The organism is Mesobacillus sp. QJM3NY_10 (genome assembly GCF_056173465.1).
In genome coordinates, this window is record NZ_CM149675.1 from 3,157,328 (window position 1) to 3,180,070 (window position 22,743).

22 protein-coding genes and 1 riboswitch are annotated in these 22,743 nt (G+C 41.9%); of the genes, 3 read left to right on the forward strand and 19 right to left on the reverse strand.

The annotated features are described in order from the left end of the window. Nucleotides 1-22: 22 nt before the first annotated feature. Nucleotides 23-155: riboswitch (FMN riboswitch) on the reverse strand. 291 nt (nt 156-446) lie between these two features. After that, entirely contained in the window at nt 447-2,021 is a 1,575-nt protein-coding gene (serA, locus tag AC0VX7_RS15940; protein WP_475425011.1) for a phosphoglycerate dehydrogenase, read from the forward strand. A gap of 36 nt (nt 2,022-2,057) precedes the next feature. Here serA and AC0VX7_RS15945 read toward each other — a convergent pair whose 3' ends face one another. The 17 genes from AC0VX7_RS15945 to AC0VX7_RS16025 all read right to left on the reverse strand — a co-directional run bounded on the left by AC0VX7_RS15945 (nt 2,058) and on the right by AC0VX7_RS16025 (nt 19,306). Next, nucleotides 2,058-2,870, reverse strand: coding sequence for a histidinol-phosphatase (locus AC0VX7_RS15945; protein ID WP_475425012.1), 813 nt, complete (start codon nt 2,868-2,870; stop codon nt 2,058-2,060). A gap of 67 nt (nt 2,871-2,937) precedes the next feature. Beyond that, nucleotides 2,938-3,900 carry a peptidoglycan DD-metalloendopeptidase family protein gene (locus AC0VX7_RS15950; protein WP_475425013.1) on the reverse strand — a complete coding sequence of 321 codons (963 nt, stop codon included), beginning with the start codon at nt 3,898-3,900 and terminating at the stop codon, nt 2,938-2,940. A 216-nt stretch (nt 3,901-4,116) separates the two neighbouring features. After that, nucleotides 4,117-5,358 carry a hypothetical protein gene (locus AC0VX7_RS15955; RefSeq protein ID WP_475425014.1) on the reverse strand — a complete coding sequence of 414 codons (1,242 nt, stop codon included), beginning with the start codon at nt 5,356-5,358 and terminating at the stop codon, nt 4,117-4,119. Next, nucleotides 5,333-5,884, reverse strand: coding sequence for an RNA polymerase sigma factor SigX (sigX, locus tag AC0VX7_RS15960; RefSeq protein WP_041965708.1), 552 nt, complete (start codon nt 5,882-5,884; stop codon nt 5,333-5,335). Before sigX ends, AC0VX7_RS15955 begins: the two co-directional genes overlap by 26 nt. Before the next feature lie 392 nt (nt 5,885-6,276). After that, nucleotides 6,277-8,064 carry an ATP-binding protein gene (locus AC0VX7_RS15965; RefSeq protein ID WP_475425015.1) on the reverse strand — a complete coding sequence of 596 codons (1,788 nt, stop codon included), beginning with the start codon at nt 8,062-8,064 and terminating at the stop codon, nt 6,277-6,279. After that, nucleotides 8,061-8,777: a response regulator transcription factor gene (locus AC0VX7_RS15970; RefSeq protein ID WP_041965633.1), complete on the reverse strand. Its 717-nt coding sequence runs from the start codon at nt 8,775-8,777 to the stop codon at nt 8,061-8,063. Before AC0VX7_RS15970 ends, AC0VX7_RS15965 begins: the two co-directional genes overlap by 4 nt. 112 nt (nt 8,778-8,889) lie before the next feature. Then, nucleotides 8,890-10,077 carry a c-type cytochrome biogenesis protein CcsB gene (gene ccsB, locus AC0VX7_RS15975; RefSeq protein WP_475425016.1) on the reverse strand — a complete coding sequence of 396 codons (1,188 nt, stop codon included), beginning with the start codon at nt 10,075-10,077 and terminating at the stop codon, nt 8,890-8,892. A gap of 12 nt (nt 10,078-10,089) precedes the next feature. Then, on the reverse strand, nt 10,090-11,715 hold the full coding sequence (gene resB / locus AC0VX7_RS15980) for a cytochrome c biogenesis protein ResB (protein WP_475425017.1): 1,626 nt from the start codon (nt 11,713-11,715) through the stop codon (nt 10,090-10,092). 30 nt (nt 11,716-11,745) lie between these two features. Next, nucleotides 11,746-12,267, reverse strand: coding sequence for a thiol-disulfide oxidoreductase ResA (gene resA / locus AC0VX7_RS15985; RefSeq protein ID WP_475425018.1), 522 nt, complete (start codon nt 12,265-12,267; stop codon nt 11,746-11,748). Between the two features lie 64 nt (nt 12,268-12,331). After that, nucleotides 12,332-13,057, reverse strand: coding sequence for a 23S rRNA pseudouridine(2605) synthase RluB (gene rluB, locus AC0VX7_RS15990; RefSeq protein ID WP_041965637.1), 726 nt, complete (start codon nt 13,055-13,057; stop codon nt 12,332-12,334). A gap of 1,072 nt (nt 13,058-14,129) precedes the next feature. Beyond that, nucleotides 14,130-14,657: a spore maturation protein gene (locus tag AC0VX7_RS15995; protein ID WP_102263454.1), complete on the reverse strand. Its 528-nt coding sequence runs from the start codon at nt 14,655-14,657 to the stop codon at nt 14,130-14,132. Nucleotides 14,658-14,663: 6 nt separating this feature from the next. Beyond that, the gene (locus tag AC0VX7_RS16000) at nt 14,664-15,251 is read right to left on the reverse strand and encodes a nucleoside recognition domain-containing protein (protein WP_475425019.1); all 588 of its coding nucleotides are present in this window, start codon (nt 15,249-15,251) and stop codon (nt 14,664-14,666) included. After that, a complete protein-coding gene (locus AC0VX7_RS16005; RefSeq protein ID WP_475425020.1) occupies nt 15,244-16,380 on the reverse strand; it encodes a D-alanyl-D-alanine carboxypeptidase family protein in 1,137 nt (378 codons plus the stop codon). Before AC0VX7_RS16005 ends, AC0VX7_RS16000 begins: the two co-directional genes overlap by 8 nt. 160 nt (nt 16,381-16,540) lie before the next feature. Further along, the gene (locus AC0VX7_RS16010) at nt 16,541-17,029 is read right to left on the reverse strand and encodes a YpuI family protein (RefSeq protein WP_475425021.1); all 489 of its coding nucleotides are present in this window, start codon (nt 17,027-17,029) and stop codon (nt 16,541-16,543) included. Between the two features lie 173 nt (nt 17,030-17,202). Next, nucleotides 17,203-17,622, reverse strand: coding sequence for a hypothetical protein (locus tag AC0VX7_RS16015; protein ID WP_226602179.1), 420 nt, complete (start codon nt 17,620-17,622; stop codon nt 17,203-17,205). A 342-nt stretch (nt 17,623-17,964) separates the two neighbouring features. Continuing rightward, entirely contained in the window at nt 17,965-18,558 is a 594-nt protein-coding gene (gene scpB / locus AC0VX7_RS16020) for an SMC-Scp complex subunit ScpB (protein WP_215028933.1), read from the reverse strand. Nucleotides 18,559-18,562: 4 nt separating this feature from the next. After that, nucleotides 18,563-19,306, reverse strand: coding sequence for a segregation/condensation protein A (locus tag AC0VX7_RS16025; RefSeq protein ID WP_041965643.1), 744 nt, complete (start codon nt 19,304-19,306; stop codon nt 18,563-18,565). 202 nt (nt 19,307-19,508) lie between these two features. Between AC0VX7_RS16025 and AC0VX7_RS16030 the strand changes: the two genes are divergently transcribed. Further along, the gene (locus AC0VX7_RS16030; RefSeq protein ID WP_215028935.1) at nt 19,509-19,604 is read left to right on the forward strand and encodes a YjcZ family sporulation protein; all 96 of its coding nucleotides are present in this window, start codon (nt 19,509-19,511) and stop codon (nt 19,602-19,604) included. Nucleotides 19,605-19,743: 139 nt separating this feature from the next. After that, nucleotides 19,744-20,274: a DUF309 domain-containing protein gene (locus tag AC0VX7_RS16035; RefSeq protein ID WP_475425022.1), complete on the forward strand. Its 531-nt coding sequence runs from the start codon at nt 19,744-19,746 to the stop codon at nt 20,272-20,274. Nucleotides 20,275-20,288: 14 nt separating this feature from the next. Here the strand turns inward: AC0VX7_RS16035 and AC0VX7_RS16040 are convergent, their stop codons facing one another. Together AC0VX7_RS16040 and lysA are read right to left on the reverse strand one after the other, a co-directional pair. Further along, the gene (locus tag AC0VX7_RS16040; protein WP_041965645.1) at nt 20,289-20,666 is read right to left on the reverse strand and encodes a GNAT family N-acetyltransferase; all 378 of its coding nucleotides are present in this window, start codon (nt 20,664-20,666) and stop codon (nt 20,289-20,291) included. 755 nt (nt 20,667-21,421) lie between these two features. Beyond that, nucleotides 21,422-22,741 carry a diaminopimelate decarboxylase gene (lysA, locus tag AC0VX7_RS16045; protein WP_475425023.1) on the reverse strand — a complete coding sequence of 440 codons (1,320 nt, stop codon included), beginning with the start codon at nt 22,739-22,741 and terminating at the stop codon, nt 21,422-21,424. Between the last annotated feature and the right edge of the window lie 2 nt (nt 22,742-22,743).

Sequence of the window (22,743 nt, forward strand, 5' to 3'; positions counted from 1 at the left end):
ATTTTTTGAACGTCTGCAGAACCTCCATCTTCTCCCATCCAGACTATACTGTCGGCTTTGGAATCGCACCAAATCCTGCCCATACAGGCTCGCGGGCTTAAAGAATTAATCTCATTACCGCCGATCGGGAATTTCACCCTGCCCCGAAGATAGACCATATTTAATTTAACAAGTTCATTATACTGAAAAAAAGATAATTTGTGAAGGTGTCTGCTTGTGACGATTTTTTGACAGAGATGAGTTAGATCCATTCTGTTCCTGACACATTTATGATTTTAATACTAAACTTCTGCTAAATTCGGAATAACAGAATATATTTAGTATTAATCAATAGATTTTGATTGCGCTTTCATTCTATTTATGAACAATTATACAGTTTGACAAAAGAATATTCGTCTTGTAAAATAATCAGAAAATTACTACTTTAATAAAGGGAGTGAGAATGGATGTTCCAGGTTCTAGCGGCAGATTCAATAAAGGAAGAAGGCTTACAGCCATTATTAGAACAGGATGGTATCCAGGTACATATCGGGAGTGTTGATTCTGCAAGTATAGATCTACAAAAAATCGATGCCCTTATCGTCAGGAGCGCGACGAAAGTCACCTCAGAACTGCTCGATAGAATGCCATCGTTAAAGATCGTCGGCCGGGCAGGAGTCGGAGTCGATAATATCGATATTGCTGAAGCGACAAAAAGAGGAATTATCATCGTCAATGCCCCAGATGGAAATACCATTTCAACCGCAGAACATACCTTTGCGATGATGTCCGCATTAATGAGAAACATCCCCCAGGCACACGCCTCTGTAAAAAATGGAGAATGGAAAAGAAATCAATATATTGGTAATGAGCTATACGGAAAAACATTAGGAATCGTTGGTTTGGGAAGGATTGGTTCTGAGCTCGCAAAAAGGGCCAGGGCTTTTGGGATGTCAGTTAAGGTGTACGACCCGTTTCTGACGATGGAGCGAGCAGAGGTTTTAGGCGTCCAATTATCCACCTTCGACGAGGTCCTCGCCGAAACGGATATCATCTCGGTCCACACACCTTTGACGAAAGAAACGAAAGGACTTCTTAATGAAAAGACATTGAGTCAAACTAAAAAAGGAGTTTACCTCCTCAATTGTGCGAGAGGTGGAATAATCGATGAGATCGCTCTTGCCCATTACATTGAAAAGGGCCATGTCGCCGGTGCTGCACTGGATGTATTTGAAGTTGAACCACCAGGGGACCACCCTTTGCTGAAACTTGATTCTGTCATCACCACCCCACACCTAGGAGCCTCAACAAAAGAAGCGCAATTGAATGTTGCCACCCAGGTCGCCAGAGAAATCAGTACTTTTTTTGAAAATAAACCCGTTGCTAATTCAATCAATCTCCCAGCAATGTCTAAAGAAATCTATGAGAAAATCCAGCCTTATCACCAGCTTGCGAAAGAAATGGGCAAGATTGTCTCAGAATGTCACAATAAAGGAATCAGTGAATTGACCGCCACCTATTCAGGTACTGCGGCGGAACTCGAAACGTCCTTTTTAACAAAGGCACTTCTGGCAGGATTTTTCGAAAACCGCATTGATGTGAAAGTAAACGAAGTGAATGCCATCCACATTGCAAAAGAACGCGGTATTATGGTTGGGGAAAAAGTGACTGGGAATTCATTTGGTTACGCAAATACCATTACTGTAAAAGCCAGCGGGGACGGAGAAACTTTTACAGCAAGAGGAACCTACATTGAGCATTACGGACCAAGAATTGTCAGCCTGGACGGCTTTAACATTGATTTCCATCCATCAGGGAACCTTCTGTATATCCAGCATATGGACCGTCCCGGTGTAATCGGGCATGTAGGAAAGGTCCTGGGTGACCACGGAGTGAACATCGCGACAATGCAGGTCGGCAGAAAAGAGGCTGGCGGCGAGGCCATCATGGTCCTCTCTTTTGACAGACCACTGCCAGATGAAATGGTCGATAAGCTGAAATCGCTGCAGGACATCGTTACGATCAACAGTATTATACTCTGAACAAACAGGCCTCCTTATAGTGAGGCCTGTTATTTTTTAACCCAAAGGATATGATTTTCGTTCCCCTTTGGAGAAAGTGATAATTTCTTCGTAACCCACCTGCCGGGCAAGGGTCAGAGCCTGATCAAAATCGGCACCGACATGCTCAGGTACATGTGCATCGGATGACAAGACAATCGGTATATGCTTATCAAAGCACATCTGCAATAGCCTTTTATCAGGATATAATGTCTGAGTAGGCTTCCTCAAGCCTGCAGTGCTTATTTCCACACAGGTCTTGGATTGTGCCAACGCTGTTGTTGCCCTATCATACTGTTCCAATAGGAAACTTTCATCCTCAGGGACATATTTAAAAATCTTTACAAGATCAATATGCCCGATTATATCAAACAGATCTGATTGCGCCAGCGTTACTACCTGGTCAAAATAATTTCGATAAACTTCATAAACATCTCTTCTGTCCCATTCTTTGCGATACTCGGCAAGGTCAATCCCAAAATCACCAATCCAATGGATCGATCCAATTACATAATCAAAGTCATAGCTTTTTATGAACTGTTCCATCTCCTGATGCTTGCCAGGAGTGTAGTCCATCTCGATCGACATTTTTACATCAATTTCGTTTTTCCAGGCTTCCTCAAAAAGATGGACATAATCAGCCATATCATAGTATCTTCGTTCATCCACCCAGCTGTTGCGTAAAATATCTGCAGTCTGATAGAAGTGATATGCATGCTCAGAAATCCCGAAATGCTGGATTCCCTTTTCATTGGCTGTATCAGTAAACTGTTTCAAATAATCCAGCGTCAATGTGCCTCTTTCCAGATGGTTGTGGTAATCCGTCAGCATAGTACCCATCCCCTTTGTGACCGTTTTACCTATTATACTTTCAGATAATAACCGGTACAAGGATAGATTATCGGGTAATTAATATTTGCTGAGGTCGTATCGTGTCAGATGTCAGATTGTTCAAAGCTTTTAATTTTTCAATAGAGGTGTTTGTCTTTCTTGCGATTGAATGCAGTGTATCCCCTGATGCAACGACATAACTCTTATCATCTGATTTCTCGATTATTAATATATCACCATGAGAGATATGGCTATTATTTATGTTATTTTTTTGCTTAATCGCTTCTGCCGAAGTGTTATATTGTCGTGCTATTGACCAAAGAGTCTCTCCCCTTTTGACGGTATGCTTTACCTGCTTTTCTTTTGACGGGGGGACGGCAGCCGCTGATTCTATTTTCACACTTTCAGCACTTACATTCTCACCTTGATTATTAATAAAGGTATCCTCGGTCAGACGTAGCTTCGCGATTGTTTCCAGCGACACTTCATTACTTTTTTGCTCCATAGCTACTACAGGCTGTCCCACAGCTGCTTCTCCCAAAGCCAATACAGGATCTAAGGCATTTTCTTTTTCATATGTCCATTTTTCTTCATGGATTTCAAAATGGAGATGAACTCCAGAAGAATCCCCTGTGTTTCCCATCAGGCCGATAATATCACCTTGCTTAACGACCTGTCCTTCCTTTACATTCCTTTTGTTCAAATGGGCGTATACAGTTTCCAGATTGTTATCATGCTTAATGAAAACAACATGTCCATATGAGCCCGAATAATATGACTTTGTTACAACTCCTTTATCAACACTATGTATAGGTGTTTTGAATTCACCTGCAATATCAATCCCCTTGTGGTGGCCATGGCGCGTTCCATATAAATCCGTAACGACCCCCTCAGCTGGCCAAACCCAATTTGAAGTCAATTCCTTTATATCGAGCATTTCTGCCTCAGAGTGCTTTCCGCCAAGAAATAGCAAGCTGATACAGAGTGCCATTAACCCAGCAATGAGTAAACGCTTTATGTAATCCTGCATTTTCTTCCTCCTTAACTTTTTACTCCCTTTCCATCCCTATGACAGCCTGTACGAAATTAGAACTGTATGGCCGGAAAAGCAGCAGCTAAAAAAGCACATTCGTTATAATTGGTGGGAAACTGCTTTTTTATGCAAAAGAAGGAAAATTTGTTTATGTTCCGGTATCGAGGGATCCATTTGAATCCACAAAAAAAGAAAGACCAGATGGCCTTTCTTTTAGTTAATATTTTTCTTGTTTGGAGCGAGTGGCAGCGGGAGGACTTCGTTCAGATTGAAAGGTCCAAGCTGATCGATGTTTGCATTTGTGAACTTGACACCAGAGTAATCAAATTCACGCGCTGTCATTAAGATTGCCTCAAGATTTGGCAGGAAACTTTCGTCCAGGGTTGTATTCTTGTCTAATGTAATCTCTAATATATCATCTTCAGTTTTCTTGGTTTGTGCCAGGCTGAAATCTTCTGGAAGTGATGCTGAGAGGTATCCTATTTCATCACCTTTCCACATCTGTGCGAAGGCATCTTCTATTGTTTTATGCTGTTCTTTTGTCGGTACAAGGTACGGATTTGGCATACCTTCAACTGTCAAGAACAAGTAAGCCCTTCTATTTTTTGTCTCTGCGTTGATTGGGAGCTCCTCCATTGGACCAAAGTGGCTTAATTCAATCCCAGGTTCGCCCTCTGTAGTCAGTACCATTTTGTCAATCCCTACTCCAGAGAAGTTATTTGTCATCGAATCGACAAATATAACGTTGGCAGCACTTCCATCTCGGTAAGGGTGATTTGGTTTTACATCCATGGTCAAAGTCTTAGTGGCTTCATCGAAGTTCCAGGTTGCATCCATAGGATAGTAATCGGTCAATCCCCATTCCTTTTCCATTAGCTTCGGCATCGTTTCCGTATAGCTGTCAATCCAGGACTTTCCTTCTTCTTTCGATGTTGTTACGGTAACTGGAACGATCGCCATCACCTGCTCGTCAGGAACTGCATAGGTAAGGATTTCGGATGTCTCGGTGTCTACCTCTTCTGCATATAAAGAAATCAGGCCGTCATATGGATTTGCTTTATCCATTGTTGCGAACTCTTTGCTCTTTTCTTCAACCTCACCATCTGCTGCATCCATCATGAGAGTGCTCTCCTCCTGGCTTGCACTTTCATTTGCCGTATCATCCCTTGTGGCTGTATTCATATCCATGGCTGATTTTTCTCCCGCAGCGCTGCTGTCCATGCTTTTTTCTTCTGAATAGTTGGTTCCCATCAATCCTGGTGAAAGGATGAAGGCGAGGAAGAGTACGGCTGCCAGCGCAGCACCCGGAATGACCCAGGTCGGCATTTTCTTTCTTTTTTCAACACGATGGGCGATATTTTGATAAATGTCACGAGAGTCGCGATGATCTTTTACCTTAGGCATTTGGCCGAGGATTTCTTCTAGCTGCTTATCGCTTAGCTGTGACTTTTTCACTAGTCATCCCTTCCTTTTCAATCATTTCTTCCATCAGCTTTTTCAGTGTCTTTAGAGCACGGTGCTGAGTCGTCTTTACCTTACTTTCCGTCCATGATAAAGCTTCTGCTGTTTCGCTGATCGTTAATTCATGTATATAGCGCATGATGATGACCATTCGCTGGTCAACCGTGCATTGGTCAAGGCACTTGTACATCATTTGGATCTCTTCACTTTGGAGTGCCATTTCTTCAGGAAGGGGCTGATCGTCCCTTACCTGGCGTGCAGACATATCAAAGGATTCAAGCAATCGCTGCTTCCAGCCCTTCTGTTTGCGGAAGTGATCAATCGCGACATTCTTGGCAATCGAAAACAGCCATGTCTTTTCACTGCTCTTTCCTTCAAACCGGTCGTATGCCTTCAAAACACGAATGTATACTTCCTGTACAAGGTCTTCAGCCAGCTCCCTGCTTTTAACCATATAAAATAAAAATTGAAAAACGTCATGATGATATTTTTGATACAATTCATCAAAAACGGAGTTCATAGCTCTATTCGCCTCCGTATTCATTAGATTAGTCGTAAAGTATTAATAAAAGTTTCATATTAACTATATTATTTTTAGAATGGAAATGGAAGGAATTTTCGAGGACAAAATATTTGATGAAGTTACTTAAAATTAAAGATATTTTCCAATATGAGGTAGCATATGGAGTAAATAAGTCTGAGGGAGGCGTTCTAAAGGACACTTTTCTCCTGATTCTCTTTGCGTTTGTCCGATAGAGGCGTAATGAGCACATTCAAAGTAGTCATGAATGGCAGCGAAGTCTTTTCAAAATCACTTTATCATCCTTTACTTATCAAAACACAAAAAAGTCCATCCCCAAAAATGAGATGGACTTATTAATTGTTCCTCGTGAATCAAGAATAGTCGGCAAGTTATTCAATATTTCGAGGGATGAAAAAGGAAAATGTCGTACCTTGTCCGAGTTTGCTTTTTACCGAAATATTCCCTCGATGTGCGTCGATAATATTCTTGGCAATTGCTAGTCCAAGGCCGGTACCAGATACACCGCGAGTCCTGGATTTATCGCCTTTATAAAACCTCTCGAACAAGAATGGCAAGTCTTCCTCAGGGATACCAGGCCCTTGGTCGCTCACCTCAAAATATAATCCTTTTTCATCGGTTCTTCCGCTAATGACGACGGATGCCGAATCTGGGACGTGCCTTATTGCATTATCGATCAGGTTGGTTAGGACCTGTTCGATGCGGTCTGGATCAAAACGGAAATCTCGTTCTTCTGAATCAAACTGGACAGATAACTCAATCCCCTTTTCCTTCGCCAAACCATGGAATTTACGGATAATCCGATTTACATATGGATTAATTTCGACGGATTCAACGTTCAGAAGAATATGACCTGCTTCCATACGGGCCAAGTCAAGAAGTTCATTAACAAGGCGGCCCATTCGCAGTGATTCATCGTAAATGACTTTAGCCATTTCCTTCTTTTCTTCATCCGTTTGAGCGATGTCATCGACGATTGCTTCACTATACCCTTGCATCATCGAAATAGGCGTCCTTAATTCGTGTGAAACATTGGCGATGAAATCTTCCCTCATTTTGTCGAGCTTTCGTTCCTCCGTCATATCCCGGACTACAGCAACAGCCCCCCGGATGAATCTTTTATTATACAGTGGGCTGACAATGATTACCCAGGTTCTTCCCTGGGCAGTGATCTCACCAACCTGCTCTTTCTCCGTATTGACTGCAAGCTGGAATAACTCCATGACTTCTGAAGGGACGGCATCTGTATTCCCGGAAGCAAGGCCCTGCTCATAATACCAGTATCTCAGGAATACTTCAGCAGGCGGATTCGTAATCAGGATTGTACCATCACGATTGAATGTGATAACTCCATCTGCCATGCTGCTAAGGATGCTTGTTAGTTGTTCTTTTTCCTGACTCAATGCATTCATATTAAATTTCAGCTGTCTGCCCATCTGGTTGAAGGCAGTTGCTAATTCCCCTATTTCATCATGAGTGAGGATTGGTACCTTTGTGTCAAACTTGCCTCTGGCGACTTCAAAGGCTGCCTCCCTCATTTTCCGCAATGGAGCAGTGATCCTGGTGGACAGGAAGAAGGCAAAGATTGTCGTAAGGACTATTGCGACTCCCGCTGCAAGCAAGATGAACTTGGTCGTCAGCCTGGTTGTCTCTTCCATCACTTCAAGCGACTGAAAAATGAAGACGGCTCCGTTCCCTTGTTCAAACTGGTTAAGCGGAACACCGATCATTAAATATTGAGTATCATCAACCTCGTTTGAAATGCCAGGCAGGGGAGTGATGATATCAACTATTTTGTCCTTGCTAAAAACCGCAGAAAGATCCCGATCATTCATGAAAAAAGAAATCGGTACATGTGTCGCGGCTTCTCCACCTGGTGAATAAAAATAAGTATCCTTATCTTTAATGACAGTCACTCTGGAGTCATCATCAACCATTTCCCATGCAATCTCAAGACCTAATTGTTCCTCCTGGCCAGGATGGTCTTCCAGTACCCTGGCTATTTTTTCTGCAGTATTGGTCATTCCTTTTCTGGTTTCATTAATGTGATAGTTTTCAAAGAATTCCATCAGCATGACTGTCAGGATGAACAACACAAATGAAACCAGCAAAAGGATGGTAATCCAAAGTTTACCTACTACACTGCGCCAAAACATCATTCATTGACTACCTCGAACTTGTAGCCAACCCCCCAGACTGTCACGATCATTTTCGCAGCCTGTTCAGATACTTTGTTCAGCTTCTCGCGCAATCTTTTAACATGTGTATCGACGGTTCGTAAATCACCGAAGAATTCATAGTGCCAAACTTCTTTCAATAATTGCTCACGGTCAAAAACTTTATCTGGAGCTTTCGCAAGGAAGTAAAGCAGTTCATATTCCTTAGGCGTCAGGCTGACTTCTTTGCCATCTGCCAAAACCCTATGGGCATCATTATCAATGGTTAAATGAGGGAAAACAATCACATCTTTAGCAGTCGTCTCTGTCTGCAAGTAGCTTGTGCTCGATGAACGGCGCAGCATTGCTTTGACTCTCAGGACAACTTCACGAGGGCTGAACGGTTTAACGATATAATCATCAGTACCTACCTCGAAGCCTTGTACCCTGTTCACTTCCTCGCCTTTTGCGGTTAGCATGATAACAGGTGTTGACTTCTTTTCACGAAGGTCACGGCAAACCTCGATTCCGTCCTTCCCAGGCATCATCAAATCAAGAAGGATTACGTCATAATCGTTGGCAAGCGATTTTGCCAGCGCTTCATTTCCATCTTCTGCTTCATCAATTATATAGTTCTCTCTTTCAAGATACATCTTCAATAATCGTCTAATTCTTTCTTCATCGTCCACTACTAAAATCTTCACGTCTTTTTCCATAAGGTATATCCCTCCCTGCGATTATTTTACATAAACATGCGTCTACTTGCTACGATTTTTTAAAAAAGGCCTTCACTTAAGACAGTGAAGGCAGTCATAAAATTGACACAAATTAGGAACCTGCATAAGAATGCAGACCTGCAATTACAAGGTTAACTGCTACCAGGTTGAACATAATAATGATAAAACCAATGACCGCGAGCCATGCGGATTTTTCGCCATGCCATCCTTTTGAAAGGCGCAGATGAAGGAAAGCCGCATAGAAAAGCCAGGTAATCAATGCCCATACTTCCTTAGGATCCCAGCCCCAGAAACGCGTCCAGGCAATTTGGGCCCAAATCATTGCAAAAATCAGACCGCCAAGCGTGAAGACCGGGAAGCCGATTAAAACGGAACGATAGCCAATCTCATCAACGAGATCCATATTGATATTCTTCGTCCACGGTTGTAATGCAGCAGCAACGCGCTTGCGCAGGATAGCTCTTAATAATACATATAATACTATACCCGCTGCGAGCGACCAAATAACAGTATTCAATTTCTTTGCACTGATAATGGCAGGTGTCTCGAACAATGGTTCAAAACGATCATTGTCTGTCAACTCAAACTGATGGGGCCCAACAAGAGCTGGAATTGTATATTCTTCAGTAGCAGGCTGGCCATCCTTGTTGATATAGTTAAAATTCGCTGAATAATCTGTTGCTGCGAAGAAACTTGAAACAAATACGAAGCCAAGCGTGCTAATCAAGCCAAACAAGACAACTTCAAGCCATAATGTACTTTTGGTTTTCTTCGTCTGATCAACACTTCTAACGAGATAAATCAGACCAGCAGCAAAACTGATTGCCAGGATTGCTTGTCCGATCGCTGTGGTCGTGACGTGAATATGAAGCCAGTAACTTTGAAGTGCCGGAATCAATGGTGTTACTTCTCTTGGGAACATGCTTCCATAGGCGATGATTAAAGCAGCCACAGGCAATGTGAACAGTCCCAGCAATGGAGTTTTATACATAAAATAAATGACGATAAATGCTCCTACCAACGACATGCCGAAGAATGTCGTGAATTCGAACAGGTTGCTGACCGGAGCGTGTCCGGAAGCAATCCATCTTAAAATGAAAAATATCAACTGCGAAAGAAAACCAGCAATTGTTACAACAAGCCCAATTTTCGCCCATTTGTTAGGGGTATTTTTTTTGTCAGCATGCCTTTTATCCTTAATAGCTCCCCCGAAAAACAAAATACCGACTAGATAGAGGATAAATGCTGCAAAAAGAAAGTTAGAACTCAACTCAACCATTATATTCCCTCCTTACTCCTTCTTTTCTTCTGCCACTTGGTCTTCTGGAGCAGCTATTCCTGAATTTAAAAAGACATCATCAAGCTCCCTTTTTAAGCCATGCCAGTTTTTGTTTGTATGTGCGGCAGTCCATACCTGGTTATTTACTCTTCTCAACCATACACGTCGATGGTTCCAATATGCCCCCTGGATTACACCGATCATGAATATTAATCCACCAAGCCCGATGATCCATAGGGTATGATCTTTTCTGACAGTCAGCGCGGTTACGTTTTTCGTCTCAATCCCTGCGAACGTCATCTTGTAATCATTTTCACCTAATGGCTCGAGGTTCTGCCTGATGGCTACGAAACTGACTTCACCTTCTGTATTCTCAGGAGAGAACATTTTGAAAATAAATGCAGGATTATTGGGTATTCGTGACTTCGTTGCTGGTTCCCCATCTTCATTGAACTCAAAATCCGGGAAATAGCTCATCACTTCGACTTTGTACCCATTTCCTAGGTCGTACTTCATTTTTGGGTCATATAAGTCTACAGTCACATCACCAAACTGATCCCCTGTTTCTTTATTTTCTAGTTTAAAAGCCATTTTGCTCATTTCATCAAGCTTATAATCGACCTGATACAAGGCAAAACCATCGATTTTCAGAGGCTTATTTACCTGGATAGCCTGGTCGCGAATCTTTTCAAGCTCAGGTTTTTCACCCGGGACAATTTCTCCCTGTCTCTGATATAAAGTAGCGTCAGTCTGATAGTTTTTAACTACCGTTCCTACTTTGTTAATCGCATCCTGGAAGACTTCCTCATCTTTATCTTTATCATATACTTCAAAGATAAATTGATTGTTTTCAAGATAATAGCGGCCTTCTGTGCCAGGAATTGCTTTTGTCTCGCCTTCCCTTAGCCACAGAATTTCATCGACATACATTCCAGGTACGAACCTGAGCATGCCGCCAATCAAAAAAATGATTAATCCCAGATGGTTCACATATGGGCCCCATCGTGAAAAACGATTTTTCTCCGCAAGAATATCACCATTTTCCTCACGCAGCTTATACCGTTTTTTCGTTAGATTTTCTTTGATTTTTCCTACTGCTTCATCTGTTAGTACAGCATCTGAAGTGCTGAACATTCTCTGGCGCTTCAAAAAGCTTTCATGTCTCGATACTCGCTGGTTTTTCAGGGATCTGTATAATGGAACGACCCTGTCGAGACTTGCGATAACAAGTGATATCCCAAGCGCAGCGATTAAAAGCAAGTACCACCAGGAACTGTAAAGGTTATGGAACCCGAGATCATAATAAAGTTTTCCTAACCAGCCGTATTGCTCTTCATAATATTCCCATGCGGGCATGACTGGCGGAATGTACATTTCCTGTGGGAAAATCGTTCCTAAAGAGGATGCAATCAAGAGGATGACGATCAGCCACACCCCAACTTTTACCGACGAAAAGAAATTCCAGATTTTATCGATAATTGTCTTGTTATAAGTTTGTGAACGGCGCGCGCTTCCTTCATAGCGCATATCAACTAGCTGCTTCTCTTTCTCTTTGTCTTCCAGCACTCTTCCGCAAGATTCACATAGGATCGTTCCCTGCGGATTTATATGGCCGCACTCACATTTTACTTCGTTCATAGTAAAAACTCCCTGTTCCCCTTACTTTTTTTAAGGTTTTATCTGTTCCATGAAATCACGGACTGTTTTTTCATCTAATTCCCCGGTATGACTCTTTACGACATTACCTTCTTTGTCAATCAAAAAAGTGATTGGCAGTGGGTTAATACCGTAAGCGGCCTGGACTGGTCCATCGTCAATCATGACCGGAAAAGTCATCCCTTTTCGCTCAATAAACCTATTAACAGCAAGTTCTGATTCACCGGAGTCAATTGCCAGGACCTTGACTCCCTGGTCCTTGAACTGCTGATACTGATTTTCGATATAAGGCATTTCTCGCTCACATGGCTTGCACCATGTTGCCCAAAAATTAAGGAAAACTCCTTGCCCTTTATACTCAGAAAGCCTGTGTTTATTGCCTTCCATATCAACAAGGACAAAATCAGGAGCAGGTTTTCCAATCACAATCTTCTGGTTTTTATCCTTATTCATGTTGGCGTACAAAGTATAGCCAACAGCCAGGGCCATAACCGCGAGAATAATAGTTCTAGTGATTAGACGTTTCTTTTTCATTCCTAAACCTCCCACCGTATTTCTCCCCCATTATAACATTTCAACTACGCCCATGTTAGTAAGCCTAAGACTTTTTCATTGCCAGGACACGAAGCTGCTTTACTTCATGATGTGTAAGCTCCCTGATTTCCCCAGTCCTTAAGCCATTCAGCGTCAGGAATCCGTATTTTTCTCTTTTCAGTTTCAAAACAGGGTGTCCGATCGCATCGAACATTCTCCTGACCTGTCTATTCCGTCCCTCATGGATCGTGATTTCGACAATTGCTGTATCCTTCTTTTTATCAACACTCAGCAATTTGGTCCTTGCCGGCGCTGTTTTTCCATCTTCGAGCATGACGCCTCGAGCCAGGCTAGTCAGCTTTTCCTTTGAAGGAATACCTTTTACCTTTGCCACATACATCTTATCAATTTCATTGCTTGGATGCATGAGCAAGTTTGCGAATTCTCCATCGTTCGTCAGCAAAAGCAGACCCGATGTATCGTAATCAAGGCGCCCAACTGGATAAATCCTTTGTTCGATTGTTTGGAAAAAGTCGGTAACAACCTTCCGGCCTTTATCATCATGTACACTTGAAATAACACCGCGGGGTTTATAGAACAAGAAATAGACAGGTTCTTCCCCTTCAATCTGGACTCCATCCACTTCAACTCTGTCAGATGGGGTTACCTTTCGGCCAAGTTCTTTGACAACACTTCCGTTTACCTTGACTCTTCCTTCGAGGATCATTTCCTCGGCTTTTCTTCTCGATGCTATTCCTGCATGAGCAATAACTTTTTGCAGTCTTTCCATAAGGTCACTCCTAATTAATATCAATTAACTATGGTTAATATTAATATCTAATCCATCCTTATGAATTATGACATAACTCTCGCTGTTTTCAAAGTAAGCAATGGTGTAAAAAGTGAAAAATAAATAGGGAAAGTTAATTGTTCTTTAACAAAGGCTCTTTTCGTCAACTATTTTGCTTTCACAGTCAAAAGTAAAAATCGGCTTCTGGATTTTTACGATTTCTCATGCATTGCCCGTTAAGGAGCTGCAAGAAAAGAGCCCCGAAACTGTTCAAAATGCGGATGGTAGATTATAGACGAAAAGCAAAAAACGAGGCGAGAACAGCCTCTACAAAAGTTCGTTTTGTAAACATTCTGCAATATTATTTTATACTAATAATTGATTCGTTTTCGAATACTGAGTTAATCGGTTTTTAAGATGTGTTTTCCAAAAGTTAGGACTCTGTTATCTTAACATGTTGATTTTTATTTTAAAAAAACAAAAAAATACCTCCCGATGAAATCGAGTTTGTCTACAGTTTTTTCAGTTTGGATGAGAAACGAAGCTGTTGATTTTCGTTCCAGGCGCTTCGCTTTCCGCTGGAAGAATATGAAAAAGATCAACTACCGTCTTTTTCATAAGCAATTCTTCCTCGGGGCTGGCGGTGAGCCTCCTCGGAGCAAGCTCCTGTGGGGTCTCACCTGTCTAGCTGATCCCGCAGGACATTGATTGAGCTTCCTCGAACCTGCCCACGCACGATGGAAATGCGTTAGCATTTTCGGAGGAGTCTTCGCGCCTTCCACTACAATCAACAGGGTTTAATAACAATATTGAGCTTTAACAGAGACAAAAGTTTAAAATCAGCATTCTTAAAAACGCTTGTGTTTTTTTATTAATATGTTTTCATGCCTGCCGCTTCGGATTTCACTTCGTTTTAACTGAACACTTTGATCTACAAAAAGAAGATACCTGGATGAGGTATCTTCTCAGACTACAGGCAAATTCGATGAAGACCAGCTTGCCCACATTCTTTATTTTATTTGGATGGAGGATCAAACTATTGATCAGTATGAGTGAGTCGATTCCTGGTTTGTCAGAACATGAAAGTAACGACGATTATAGCTGTTATAATTGCGACTGCGTCTGCAAGTAGTCCAACTTTGAGTGCGTCTCCCATTTTTTTAATGCCGACAGCTCCGAAATAAACGGTGAGGACATAGAACGTAGTGTCCGTACTTCCCTGAAGGGTGGCTGCAAGAGTACCGATAAAAGAGTCCGGACCATGGACACCAATCAGGTCGCTGGTAATTCCAAGTGCAGCTGTACCGGAGATTGGCCTTATTAAGGCAAGCGGAACTATTTCTGCCGGTATCCCCACCATCTCAAGTCCAGGACGGATCCAGTTCACCATGACATCAAGTGCGCCCGAGGCCCTGAATACCGCAATGGCCACCATCATCCCTACCAGGAATGGCATGATGGAAACGGCCATTTTGATACCTTCCTTACCGCCTTCTACAAAACTTTCATAAGTGGGGACTTTTTTATAGGTTCCATAAATCAGGATAAAGGCAATCATGACAGGGATGAACCATAGTGATATGGCAGATACAATTTCCATTTGGATTTACCCCTTTTTGCTTCTTCTGTAATAAAAGAAACGGTCAATTAATATTGCTGCAACTGCAGAGACAGCAGTCGCAACAAGAGTTGGTCCAACGATATCTGTTGGATTGGCTGAGTCATAATTCATCCTTATCGCGATAACCGTCGTTGGAATGAGGGTGATACTCGCTGTATTGATCGCAAGGAAAGTGATCATCGATCGGCTCGCTTCGTTCTTCCCACCATTCAGCTCTTTCAGTTCTTCCATTGCTTTGATCCCAAGAGGTGTAGCGGCGTTCCCAAGGCCGAACATGTTCGCAATCATGTTTGACAGTATATAGCCCATCGCCGGATGATTGGAAGGTACTTCAGGGAACAACTTTGAAATTAACGGTTTAAACAATGTTGAAAGCTTTGATAATAGGCCAGAATCCTCCGCGATCCTCATCATGCCAAGCCAAAATACAAGGATGCTAATTAGACCGATACTCAGGGTGATAGCTTCCTTTGCACCGCTAAAAACTGCTTCGTTCACCTCAGCCATTGTGCCATTCACCATTGCAAAGCCAAAGCCAATTAAAATCATAACCACCCAGATATAATTAACCATGATCCTTGATCCCTGCTATTGAGGTGAAGATATTCTTAAAAAGATTGAAGAAGGACTTTTTCTCTTTTGCCTCCACTTTGTAATAAACAGGCAAACTTGCAATCTGCTTATCATCCAAGTAGACATTTGCCCGACCTGCAATCGAATTTCGCATATCCTCTTCGTTTGGTGCAGCCTTTTTCAATCTATATTCTACTTTGACCATGTCTTCTTCATCTGAAGTTAGCGGGTAAACAAATGAATGGTCCAGGTAAACTTTATTCTTATAATGCGAATCCTTTATCCCTTTCACTTTACCTTCGGAAAGAATCTCTGTGACATCATAAATTGAAAATGCTTTTTCAAACATCTGGATATGGTCATTCCAATCATCAGGTGCATTAAGTGTAACTGCGACCAACTCAAAATCGTCCTTTTTAGCTGTGGAGACTAAAGTTCTCTTCGCCCGCTTTGTATAACCGGTTTTTCCACCAGTGCTATACTTATATTTCTCTGTCAGGAGCCTGTTTTTATTTTTCCATACCCTGTCCCATGTTTCTGTTGGATTAGGAGCCCTGTGTATTTTTGTACCGGAAATTTCCTTGTAAATCTCATTTTCCATTGCATAGCGTGTCAGAATTGCCATGTCATACGCTGTGGACACATGGTCTTCGTGGTCATCTAACCCGTGCGGATTTGCAAAATGAGTATTTTCCATGCCGATTTGCTGCGCTTTTTCGTTCATTAAGTAAGCAAATCCATCCAGACTGCCGCCTACATGTTCCGCGATCGCGACAGCAGCATCATTACCCGACCTCAGCATTAATCCATACACCAGATCTTCGAGCCTGATCTTTTCTCCGGGCTTCAAGTAAATTGAAGATCCTTCAGCTCGGACAGCATTGTCGCTCACTTTCACCTTTTCATCCAATTTGCCAGATTCTATCGCAAGGACGGCCGTCATGATTTTAGTAATACTGGCAATCCTGCTTACTCTGTGAGCATCTTTTTCAAATAACACCCTGCCAGATTCCTGTTCTATCAAAACAGCGCTTCTGGCACTTACCGAAACAGAAGCCTGCGCTGTTTGAGGAATGCAGTATATCAACAGAGTGGCGATTAAAAATAATTTCATCCAATTCCTTTTCATTGACAGACCCTCGTCTCCTTTGGCAGTTTGTACAAGTTTATGCAGGACAAGGAGTGTTATGACACAAAAACGTGAATGCTGCCAAGGGTGGACTTACAGAGTTCCTAAGTTACGACCATGAAAAAAGGAACAGCTGTAAATAGCTGTTCCCTGGTTTACGTTATCTTGATTGGAGCATTTTTGTACGGTAATCTGTCTCGTAATATTCCAGCTCTTCCCGGATTCTTTGAAACCCGCTTTCGAGGCTGACCATCAGTTCGTTTATTCCAGTTGACACTGGTTGTCTGAATTTGATGGCATTTTTTCCTGTATAAGCAGCCCTGCTGTCTTCATACCATGCATCACTTTTAGGAGAGAAGAATTCTTCAATGCATTGATAGTAGATTCGGTATAATGTTTTTTCAGCTGCTGGTTTGGAAAATACCTCTGCCTGAAGGATCACCTTGCAGGCATCAAATCCTTCCTCACAGTAAACAGCCAGCTTGCGGAGGCTTGAAAGAATCGTTTTATAGTATTCTTCGTCTGCCTGCTGCCCTTGTTTTAGCACTTCAAGAGTTGTTTCATTCAGGTAGTTCTCCAGCTTCACTACTGTGTCTGCAAGAAATTCCCTTACTTCCTCGATTTGTGTTTTAACTATTGTATTCCCCAAAATTGACACCCCCAATGGATTTTTACCATAACTTTTTCGATTGTTGTTGCTTTCCCATGAATTCTAGCTTACGATCCTATCCTGAAATTGGGTCTCTTGTGGGGAATTTCCCACCACCAAGAATCCAATGAAGCTGAGAAAAAGGCAACAAAGTTCACGAAAAGAGCCTTGCTCTATACCGGCTGGACAATATAATCCAGGGGAGAGCGCACTTCAAAGCTGCCTTTTTGCTCGATACCTTCAAATACTCCAGGAATCTTGCTATAATCCAGTCCCTTGAAAATATCCGCGAACTCTCTTTGTTCATTTATATATACCCTTTTACGATGGCGATATCCCGGATTTTTCAATAATGCAGCAAGTGCTACCAAATCCCTCATATATACATCCTTCGTTCCAGCCTTGAAGATTGGATCCTGTTCAAATGGAGTGATACTTCCAGCCAACTCATCAAAATACCTTACATAAAGGACATGCAGGGTCTTCTCCTTGCCATCTTCCACAAAAGTCACTTCGCTTCGGTTGAAAAAATCCTCCGAGGTGTTTGATTTTTCTTTTTCAAGTTCATAACCAATACATTGCTTTATAAGCATGGTATTCCTCCCGTTGGACATTCATTCTTAAAGACTTGTTTTCGTAAAGATTGTAGTTAAAATCCTAAAGCCGATTTTAACGTGATAAAACGCTATTTTTAGGTCGGTATTAAGTGTGCAAGCTCTTTTCTCATAATGAGCTTTAATTTTGTGAAAAAACAGAGGTCGTTCCATCCTATTTTATAGTCAATAGCAACAAAGTTTGAGAAAAGAGCCTTCTTAAATCATTATGTAGAAAGAAATGCTTTTCCAGAATATGCCAGCAGTTCGGCATCCAAATAAAAGCATTTCCCAAATAATTATTTTGATTTTATCATAAATTCCAAACTTTGTGCACAAAAGCTATTGATCTGTTTCCATTGTTTCCTGGAATTTCTCAAAGAAAAGATCCGCATCATCATGCAATTCGTCATCCTCAATATGATCCGGTAAAGGAGGCAGTTCTTTAATATTTTTCAAGCCAAAATAATCAAGAAATTCTTTTGTCGTTCCATATAAAATGGCCCGGCCCGTTCCTTCTGCTCTTCCAACTTCTTTAATCAAAGCCCTGGAAGACAGCGTATGGAGAGGCCTTTCCGTTTTCACTCCACGGATTTCTTCGACCTCTGCTCTTGTAATTGGCTGCTTATAAGCTACAATCGCCAAAGTCTCAAGTGCTGCTTGTGACAGATGCGCCGTTCCTGGTGATTCAACAAGCTTCTTTAAGTAATCAGCATGCTCTTTTTTTGTAGCCAGCTGGTATACTCCTGCCAGTTGGACGATTTTTATACCGCGGTTTTCGTCACTTTCATAATCCTGCTGAAGTTCAGTAACAATTTCATTTGCCTGAATTTCATCAACTTCAAGCACAGAGGTAATCTGCTTCAAGCTCAACCCTTCATCACCAGCTGCGAAAAGAAGGCTCTCCAATATCCCTTTCCACTTCACTATTCCCACGCTCTTACTCCTTTCTGGCTGTCATATATATTTCAGCAAAGTTTTGTTCCTGTTCGACGTCGATTTCTTTCCGTTTGATAAGCTCAAGAATTGCCAAGAAAGTAACGACAATATGCTCACGGTCAGATTCTGGAAACAAGTCATAGAATTTTTTCCTTGTGCCGCTTTTTTTCAGGAAGCTTAAGACTTCGTCCATCCTTTTTTCTATGGAAATTTCTTGACGGGCGATTTTGGTCGATATTGGTCTTTGCAACTTTTTTCTTCTTAAAAGCTTTTGAAATGCACCAAGCATGTCATACAAAGATATATCAAGATTAGTATTGTCACCTTTAATTTCATCGGCATACTCCGTGAGGTCACTTGGGGGTTTGGTATACATCAATCCCCGTTCCTCCTCAAGGGATTTCAGGTCACTGGCTGCCTCTTTGAATTTCTTATATTCAATCAACCTTTCCACGAGTTCATTTCGCGGATCTTCTTCATGATCAAACTCAAAGTCATCTTCCAGTTCTTCTTCATGCTTAGGAAGGAGCATCTTGCTTTTGATTGCTAACAGCGTCGCTGCCATTACGAGATATTCACTTGCGACATCGAGCTGTAATTCCTTCATCGCATGGATATACATTAAATATTGTTCAGTTATTTCTGCAACCGGTATATCATAAATATCAATTTCCAAAGTATTGATCAAGTGCAGAAGTAAATCCAATGGGCCCTCAAAGGCCTCGATCTTCACGTTATATTGCATTATTTCCCACCAAAATTCCTATAATGAACTGCATCATTATATAAGTATAGTAGATAAACTTCATGTTATCCATTACTAATTTATAAGTACAAATATCTAGTTCTTCCTTAAAAATACAAGCTTGCGCCCAAACCCTTCTCTTCGTTCCTGCATATGCTGAAATTGTATATTAGGCTATTTCACTAATAGGAGGTAATGTTAAATGTCAGATGGAAAAGGTTATGGACACGGAGCGGGATTCGCTTTAATCGTCGTGCTTTTCATTTTGCTCATCATCGTTGGTGCAGCCTGGTTATAAGGTATGGCAATTTATCAAGCATGACTGAATGCCCGGCACAAGCCGGGCGTTTTTAGGTTTGCTGTTTCGCATTCTCTTCTTGTTTCATCATTTTATTGAATATATGCTAAGCTAGTGGTACTTGATTGGGGGTTATTCCATGACAAAATATCCGACATCCTATATACAATATCTCGTTCATTTCCACGGAGACAGGGATTACTTTGAATGCCATGAAATTTTGGAAGAGTATTGGAAAGCAACAGATACTGGCAATAAAAAATCGATCTGGGTAGCATTAATCCTTTTGGCGGTGTCAAATTACCACCATCGCCGCAATAATTTTCCTGGAGCAATAAGGACCTTAACTAAAGCAGCGGAAATCTTTACAGATACAAAAGAAGCAACTGCCCGGTTAGGAATCGATCCTGATCTTTTAACAGAAACACTGGCTAAAAGAAAAAACAACTTACTTAACAAGGATCCATACACTAGCTATAATTTGCCTCTAAGCGATACCGAGCTCAAAAGACTTTGCTATGATGAGTGCAAACATAATGGGTTCACATGGGGAACAAGCAGTAATCTGCAAAACCCTGACTTGGTCCATCGGCACTCAACAAGGGATCGAAGCGATGTCATTTCAGACCGGCGGATGGCCCTTGAGGAAAGGAAAAGCAGGGAAAAATAAAAAGGCAGTTGGATTTAACATCCACTGCCTTCTACGCTATTGTCTTCCTCGCTGCACTTTTCAAAAAAGGAAGCCGTCTCAGCATTTGCAACTGCTGTCCATTCTGGAAACATCTCCTGCAGGGAATTGACCATCCGCCTTCCAATACCCTGATGGCGGTGTGATGGATTCACTGAGATGTGAAGAAGCTGCATCATTTTATCCTCAGTGAAGTTAACACCCAGTAGCCCGATGATATCTTCACCTTCCTTCCATAAAAACAGCTGCCAGGAATCATCTGTTTCATAATTCCTCATCGTCTGCTGAAGTTTTTTCAGATCCTTCTCATTTGGCATAAAAGATAGCAATCCCATCGCAATCTTTTCAAATGCCTTTTTATATCGAATTAACATAGATATCCCTCATTGTGGTTTGACAGTAATAATGGAATGATAACAAAACCATTTTTTCCATTTTTCATCCAACTTAAACCTTAGCTTCCCGTAAATAGAGAGCTACAAAAAATAAAATGTTAAAACATCATTTTGATAATATATGTTTTTCCGTCATTTATGGTTCTTCATTTTAATTGAATTGATAATATCATACATAATCTGTACGGATACTTCAAATCTTTTTCTGCGAGCTATTGTCCTGGTACGATAAAAAACCAGTAGTAGGCTCCCCATCCAACAGACATCAACAATAATAACACAAATAACAGCCAGTTGTTCTTTTTCAAACCGGAATCCCTCCCAATCTGTAATTCTACAATAAGACCGGGTATTTAGCCAATTTTACAAAGAAAAGCGCAAGCGCCTTGGTCAGCCCCGACAAGCGCTGGAGGACCGACCAGTGAAGTCGTTCTTTGACTTCACTGGTCGGTCCGAAATAGAAAAGCGGAGGCGACTGTTCAACTCCGACAAGCGCTGGAGGGCCTGACAGTGAAGTCGTTCTTTGACTTCATTGGCAGGAACGAAGCGTCTCGAGGAGTTAGGAGCCGCAGCTGGACAAGCGACTCGAGCTGCTCAAAGCTAACGCTTTTCGCAAGATACTCGAGGAAGCAATCTCTAGGATGGAAACTGGCTGTGCGCTGGAGCTGGACATTTCTCGAAGTGAAAAATTCACCCTCGGACACTATAAAAAAAGCTGCGGGAGAGCAGCAGCTTTAATTTTTCACCTTTTCTTTAAAAGGAAGATCCAATTTCACCATGTCTTCAAATGTTTCACGACGGACCACCAGTGTGTCCTTGGAATCCTCCAGGAAAACGACCGCAGGCCTTGGAAGGCGATTATAGTTATTGGCCATTGAATACCCGTAGGCACCCGTACAAAAAACAGCGAGAAGATCCTGGTCACCAGACTTTGGAAGCGGAAGGTCCCAAATTAGCATATCTCCCGATTCACAACACTTCCCGGCAATCGATACGGTCTCTTCAGGTTTGTCCATTACCCTGTTTGCAAGGATTGCTTCGTATTTAGCCTGGTACAATGCCGGGCGAATATTATCGCTCATTCCGCCATCGACAGCTACGTACTGGCGGACATTCGGAACATCCTTTCTCGAACCGATGCGGTAAAGGGTGGTTCCGGCATCCCCAACAAGGGAACGTCCTGGCTCGATCCAGATTTCCGGCATTTTCATCGAATAGTGAGAAGCTTGCTTTTTCACCTCAGCAATAATCTCTTCTACATACTGTGCTGCTGGAATAGGGTCATCTTCGTCTGTATAGCGAATCCCAAAACCGCCGCCAAGATTGAGGACTGCGGAGTCGAAAGACAGATCCTTTTTCCACTGATGCAGTTTTTCAAAAATTTTCTGTGCAGCGAGGATGAATCCTGTTGTTTCGAAAATCTGTGAACCTATATGGCAATGCAGTCCGAGAACATCGATATTCTTGTCATCAAGGCAAATTTTCATAGCCTCATCAGCCTGTCCATTCTGTAAATCAAATCCAAACTTCGAATCTTCCTGGCCTGTTAAAATATAATCATGTGTATGTGCTTCAATACCTGGTGTAACTCGTAATAAAACCTTGATTACCGTATTCTTCTCTTTGCAGATATCCTTCAGCATGTCGAGTTCATAAAAGTTATCGACTACGATACAACCGACATTGTTCTCAATAGCCATTACTAGTTCTTCCCGGCTTTTATTGTTGCCATGAAAATGGATTCTTTCTGTAGGGAAGCCAGCAGCTAGCGCCGTATAAAGCTCTCCGCCAGAAACGACATCAAGCGAAAGATTTTCCTCCGCAGCCAATTGCACCATCGCCACGGTCGAAAAAGCCTTACTCGCATACGCTACTTGAGCGGTAATCCCGGCATTCTCGAAAGTTCTTTTAAACGCTCTTGCTCGTTCCCTGATCAAGGCAACGTCATAAACATACAGCGGGGTTCCATATTTTTCAGCTAATTCGATTGTATCGACACCGCCAATTTCCAAATGCCCTAGTCGGTTAACCTTTGCAGTTCCATGAAATTCCATGT

Excerpts from the sequence above, each read along its gene's own strand:
- AC0VX7_RS15995 (WP_102263454.1), bottom strand. The coding sequence starts at position 14,657 with ATGGAAATTGTATCTGCCATATCACTATGGTTCATCCCTGTCATGATT.
- rluB (WP_041965637.1), bottom strand. The coding sequence starts at position 13,057 with ATGGAAAGACTGCAAAAAGTTATTGCTCATGCAGGAATAGCATCGAGA.
- AC0VX7_RS16015 (WP_226602179.1), bottom strand. The coding sequence starts at position 17,622 with ATGCTTATAAAGCAATGTATTGGTTATGAACTTGAAAAAGAAAAATCA.
- resB (WP_475425017.1), bottom strand. The coding sequence starts at position 11,715 with ATGAACGAAGTAAAATGTGAGTGCGGCCATATAAATCCGCAGGGAACG.
- AC0VX7_RS16000 (WP_475425019.1), bottom strand. The coding sequence starts at position 15,251 with ATGGTTAATTATATCTGGGTGGTTATGATTTTAATTGGCTTTGGCTTT.
- AC0VX7_RS15945 (WP_475425012.1), bottom strand. The coding sequence starts at position 2,870 with ATGCTGACGGATTACCACAACCATCTGGAAAGAGGCACATTGACGCTG.
- AC0VX7_RS15950 (WP_475425013.1), bottom strand. The coding sequence starts at position 3,900 with ATGCAGGATTACATAAAGCGTTTACTCATTGCTGGGTTAATGGCACTC.
- AC0VX7_RS16030 (WP_215028935.1), top strand. The coding sequence starts at position 19,509 with ATGTCAGATGGAAAAGGTTATGGACACGGAGCGGGATTCGCTTTAATC.
- AC0VX7_RS16035 (WP_475425022.1), top strand. The coding sequence starts at position 19,744 with ATGACAAAATATCCGACATCCTATATACAATATCTCGTTCATTTCCAC.
- AC0VX7_RS16005 (WP_475425020.1), bottom strand. The coding sequence starts at position 16,380 with ATGAAAAGGAATTGGATGAAATTATTTTTAATCGCCACTCTGTTGATA.
- AC0VX7_RS16040 (WP_041965645.1), bottom strand. The coding sequence starts at position 20,666 with ATGTTAATTCGATATAAAAAGGCATTTGAAAAGATTGCGATGGGATTG.
- sigX (WP_041965708.1), bottom strand. The coding sequence starts at position 5,884 with ATGAACTCCGTTTTTGATGAATTGTATCAAAAATATCATCATGACGTT.
- serA (WP_475425011.1), top strand. The coding sequence starts at position 447 with ATGTTCCAGGTTCTAGCGGCAGATTCAATAAAGGAAGAAGGCTTACAG.
- lysA (WP_475425023.1), bottom strand. The coding sequence starts at position 22,741 with ATGGAATTTCATGGAACTGCAAAGGTTAACCGACTAGGGCATTTGGAA.
- AC0VX7_RS15965 (WP_475425015.1), bottom strand. The coding sequence starts at position 8,064 with ATGATGTTTTGGCGCAGTGTAGTAGGTAAACTTTGGATTACCATCCTT.
- ccsB (WP_475425016.1), bottom strand. The coding sequence starts at position 10,077 with ATGGTTGAGTTGAGTTCTAACTTTCTTTTTGCAGCATTTATCCTCTAT.
- AC0VX7_RS16025 (WP_041965643.1), bottom strand. The coding sequence starts at position 19,306 with ATGCAATATAACGTGAAGATCGAGGCCTTTGAGGGCCCATTGGATTTA.
- AC0VX7_RS15970 (WP_041965633.1), bottom strand. The coding sequence starts at position 8,777 with ATGGAAAAAGACGTGAAGATTTTAGTAGTGGACGATGAAGAAAGAATT.
- resA (WP_475425018.1), bottom strand. The coding sequence starts at position 12,267 with ATGAAAAAGAAACGTCTAATCACTAGAACTATTATTCTCGCGGTTATG.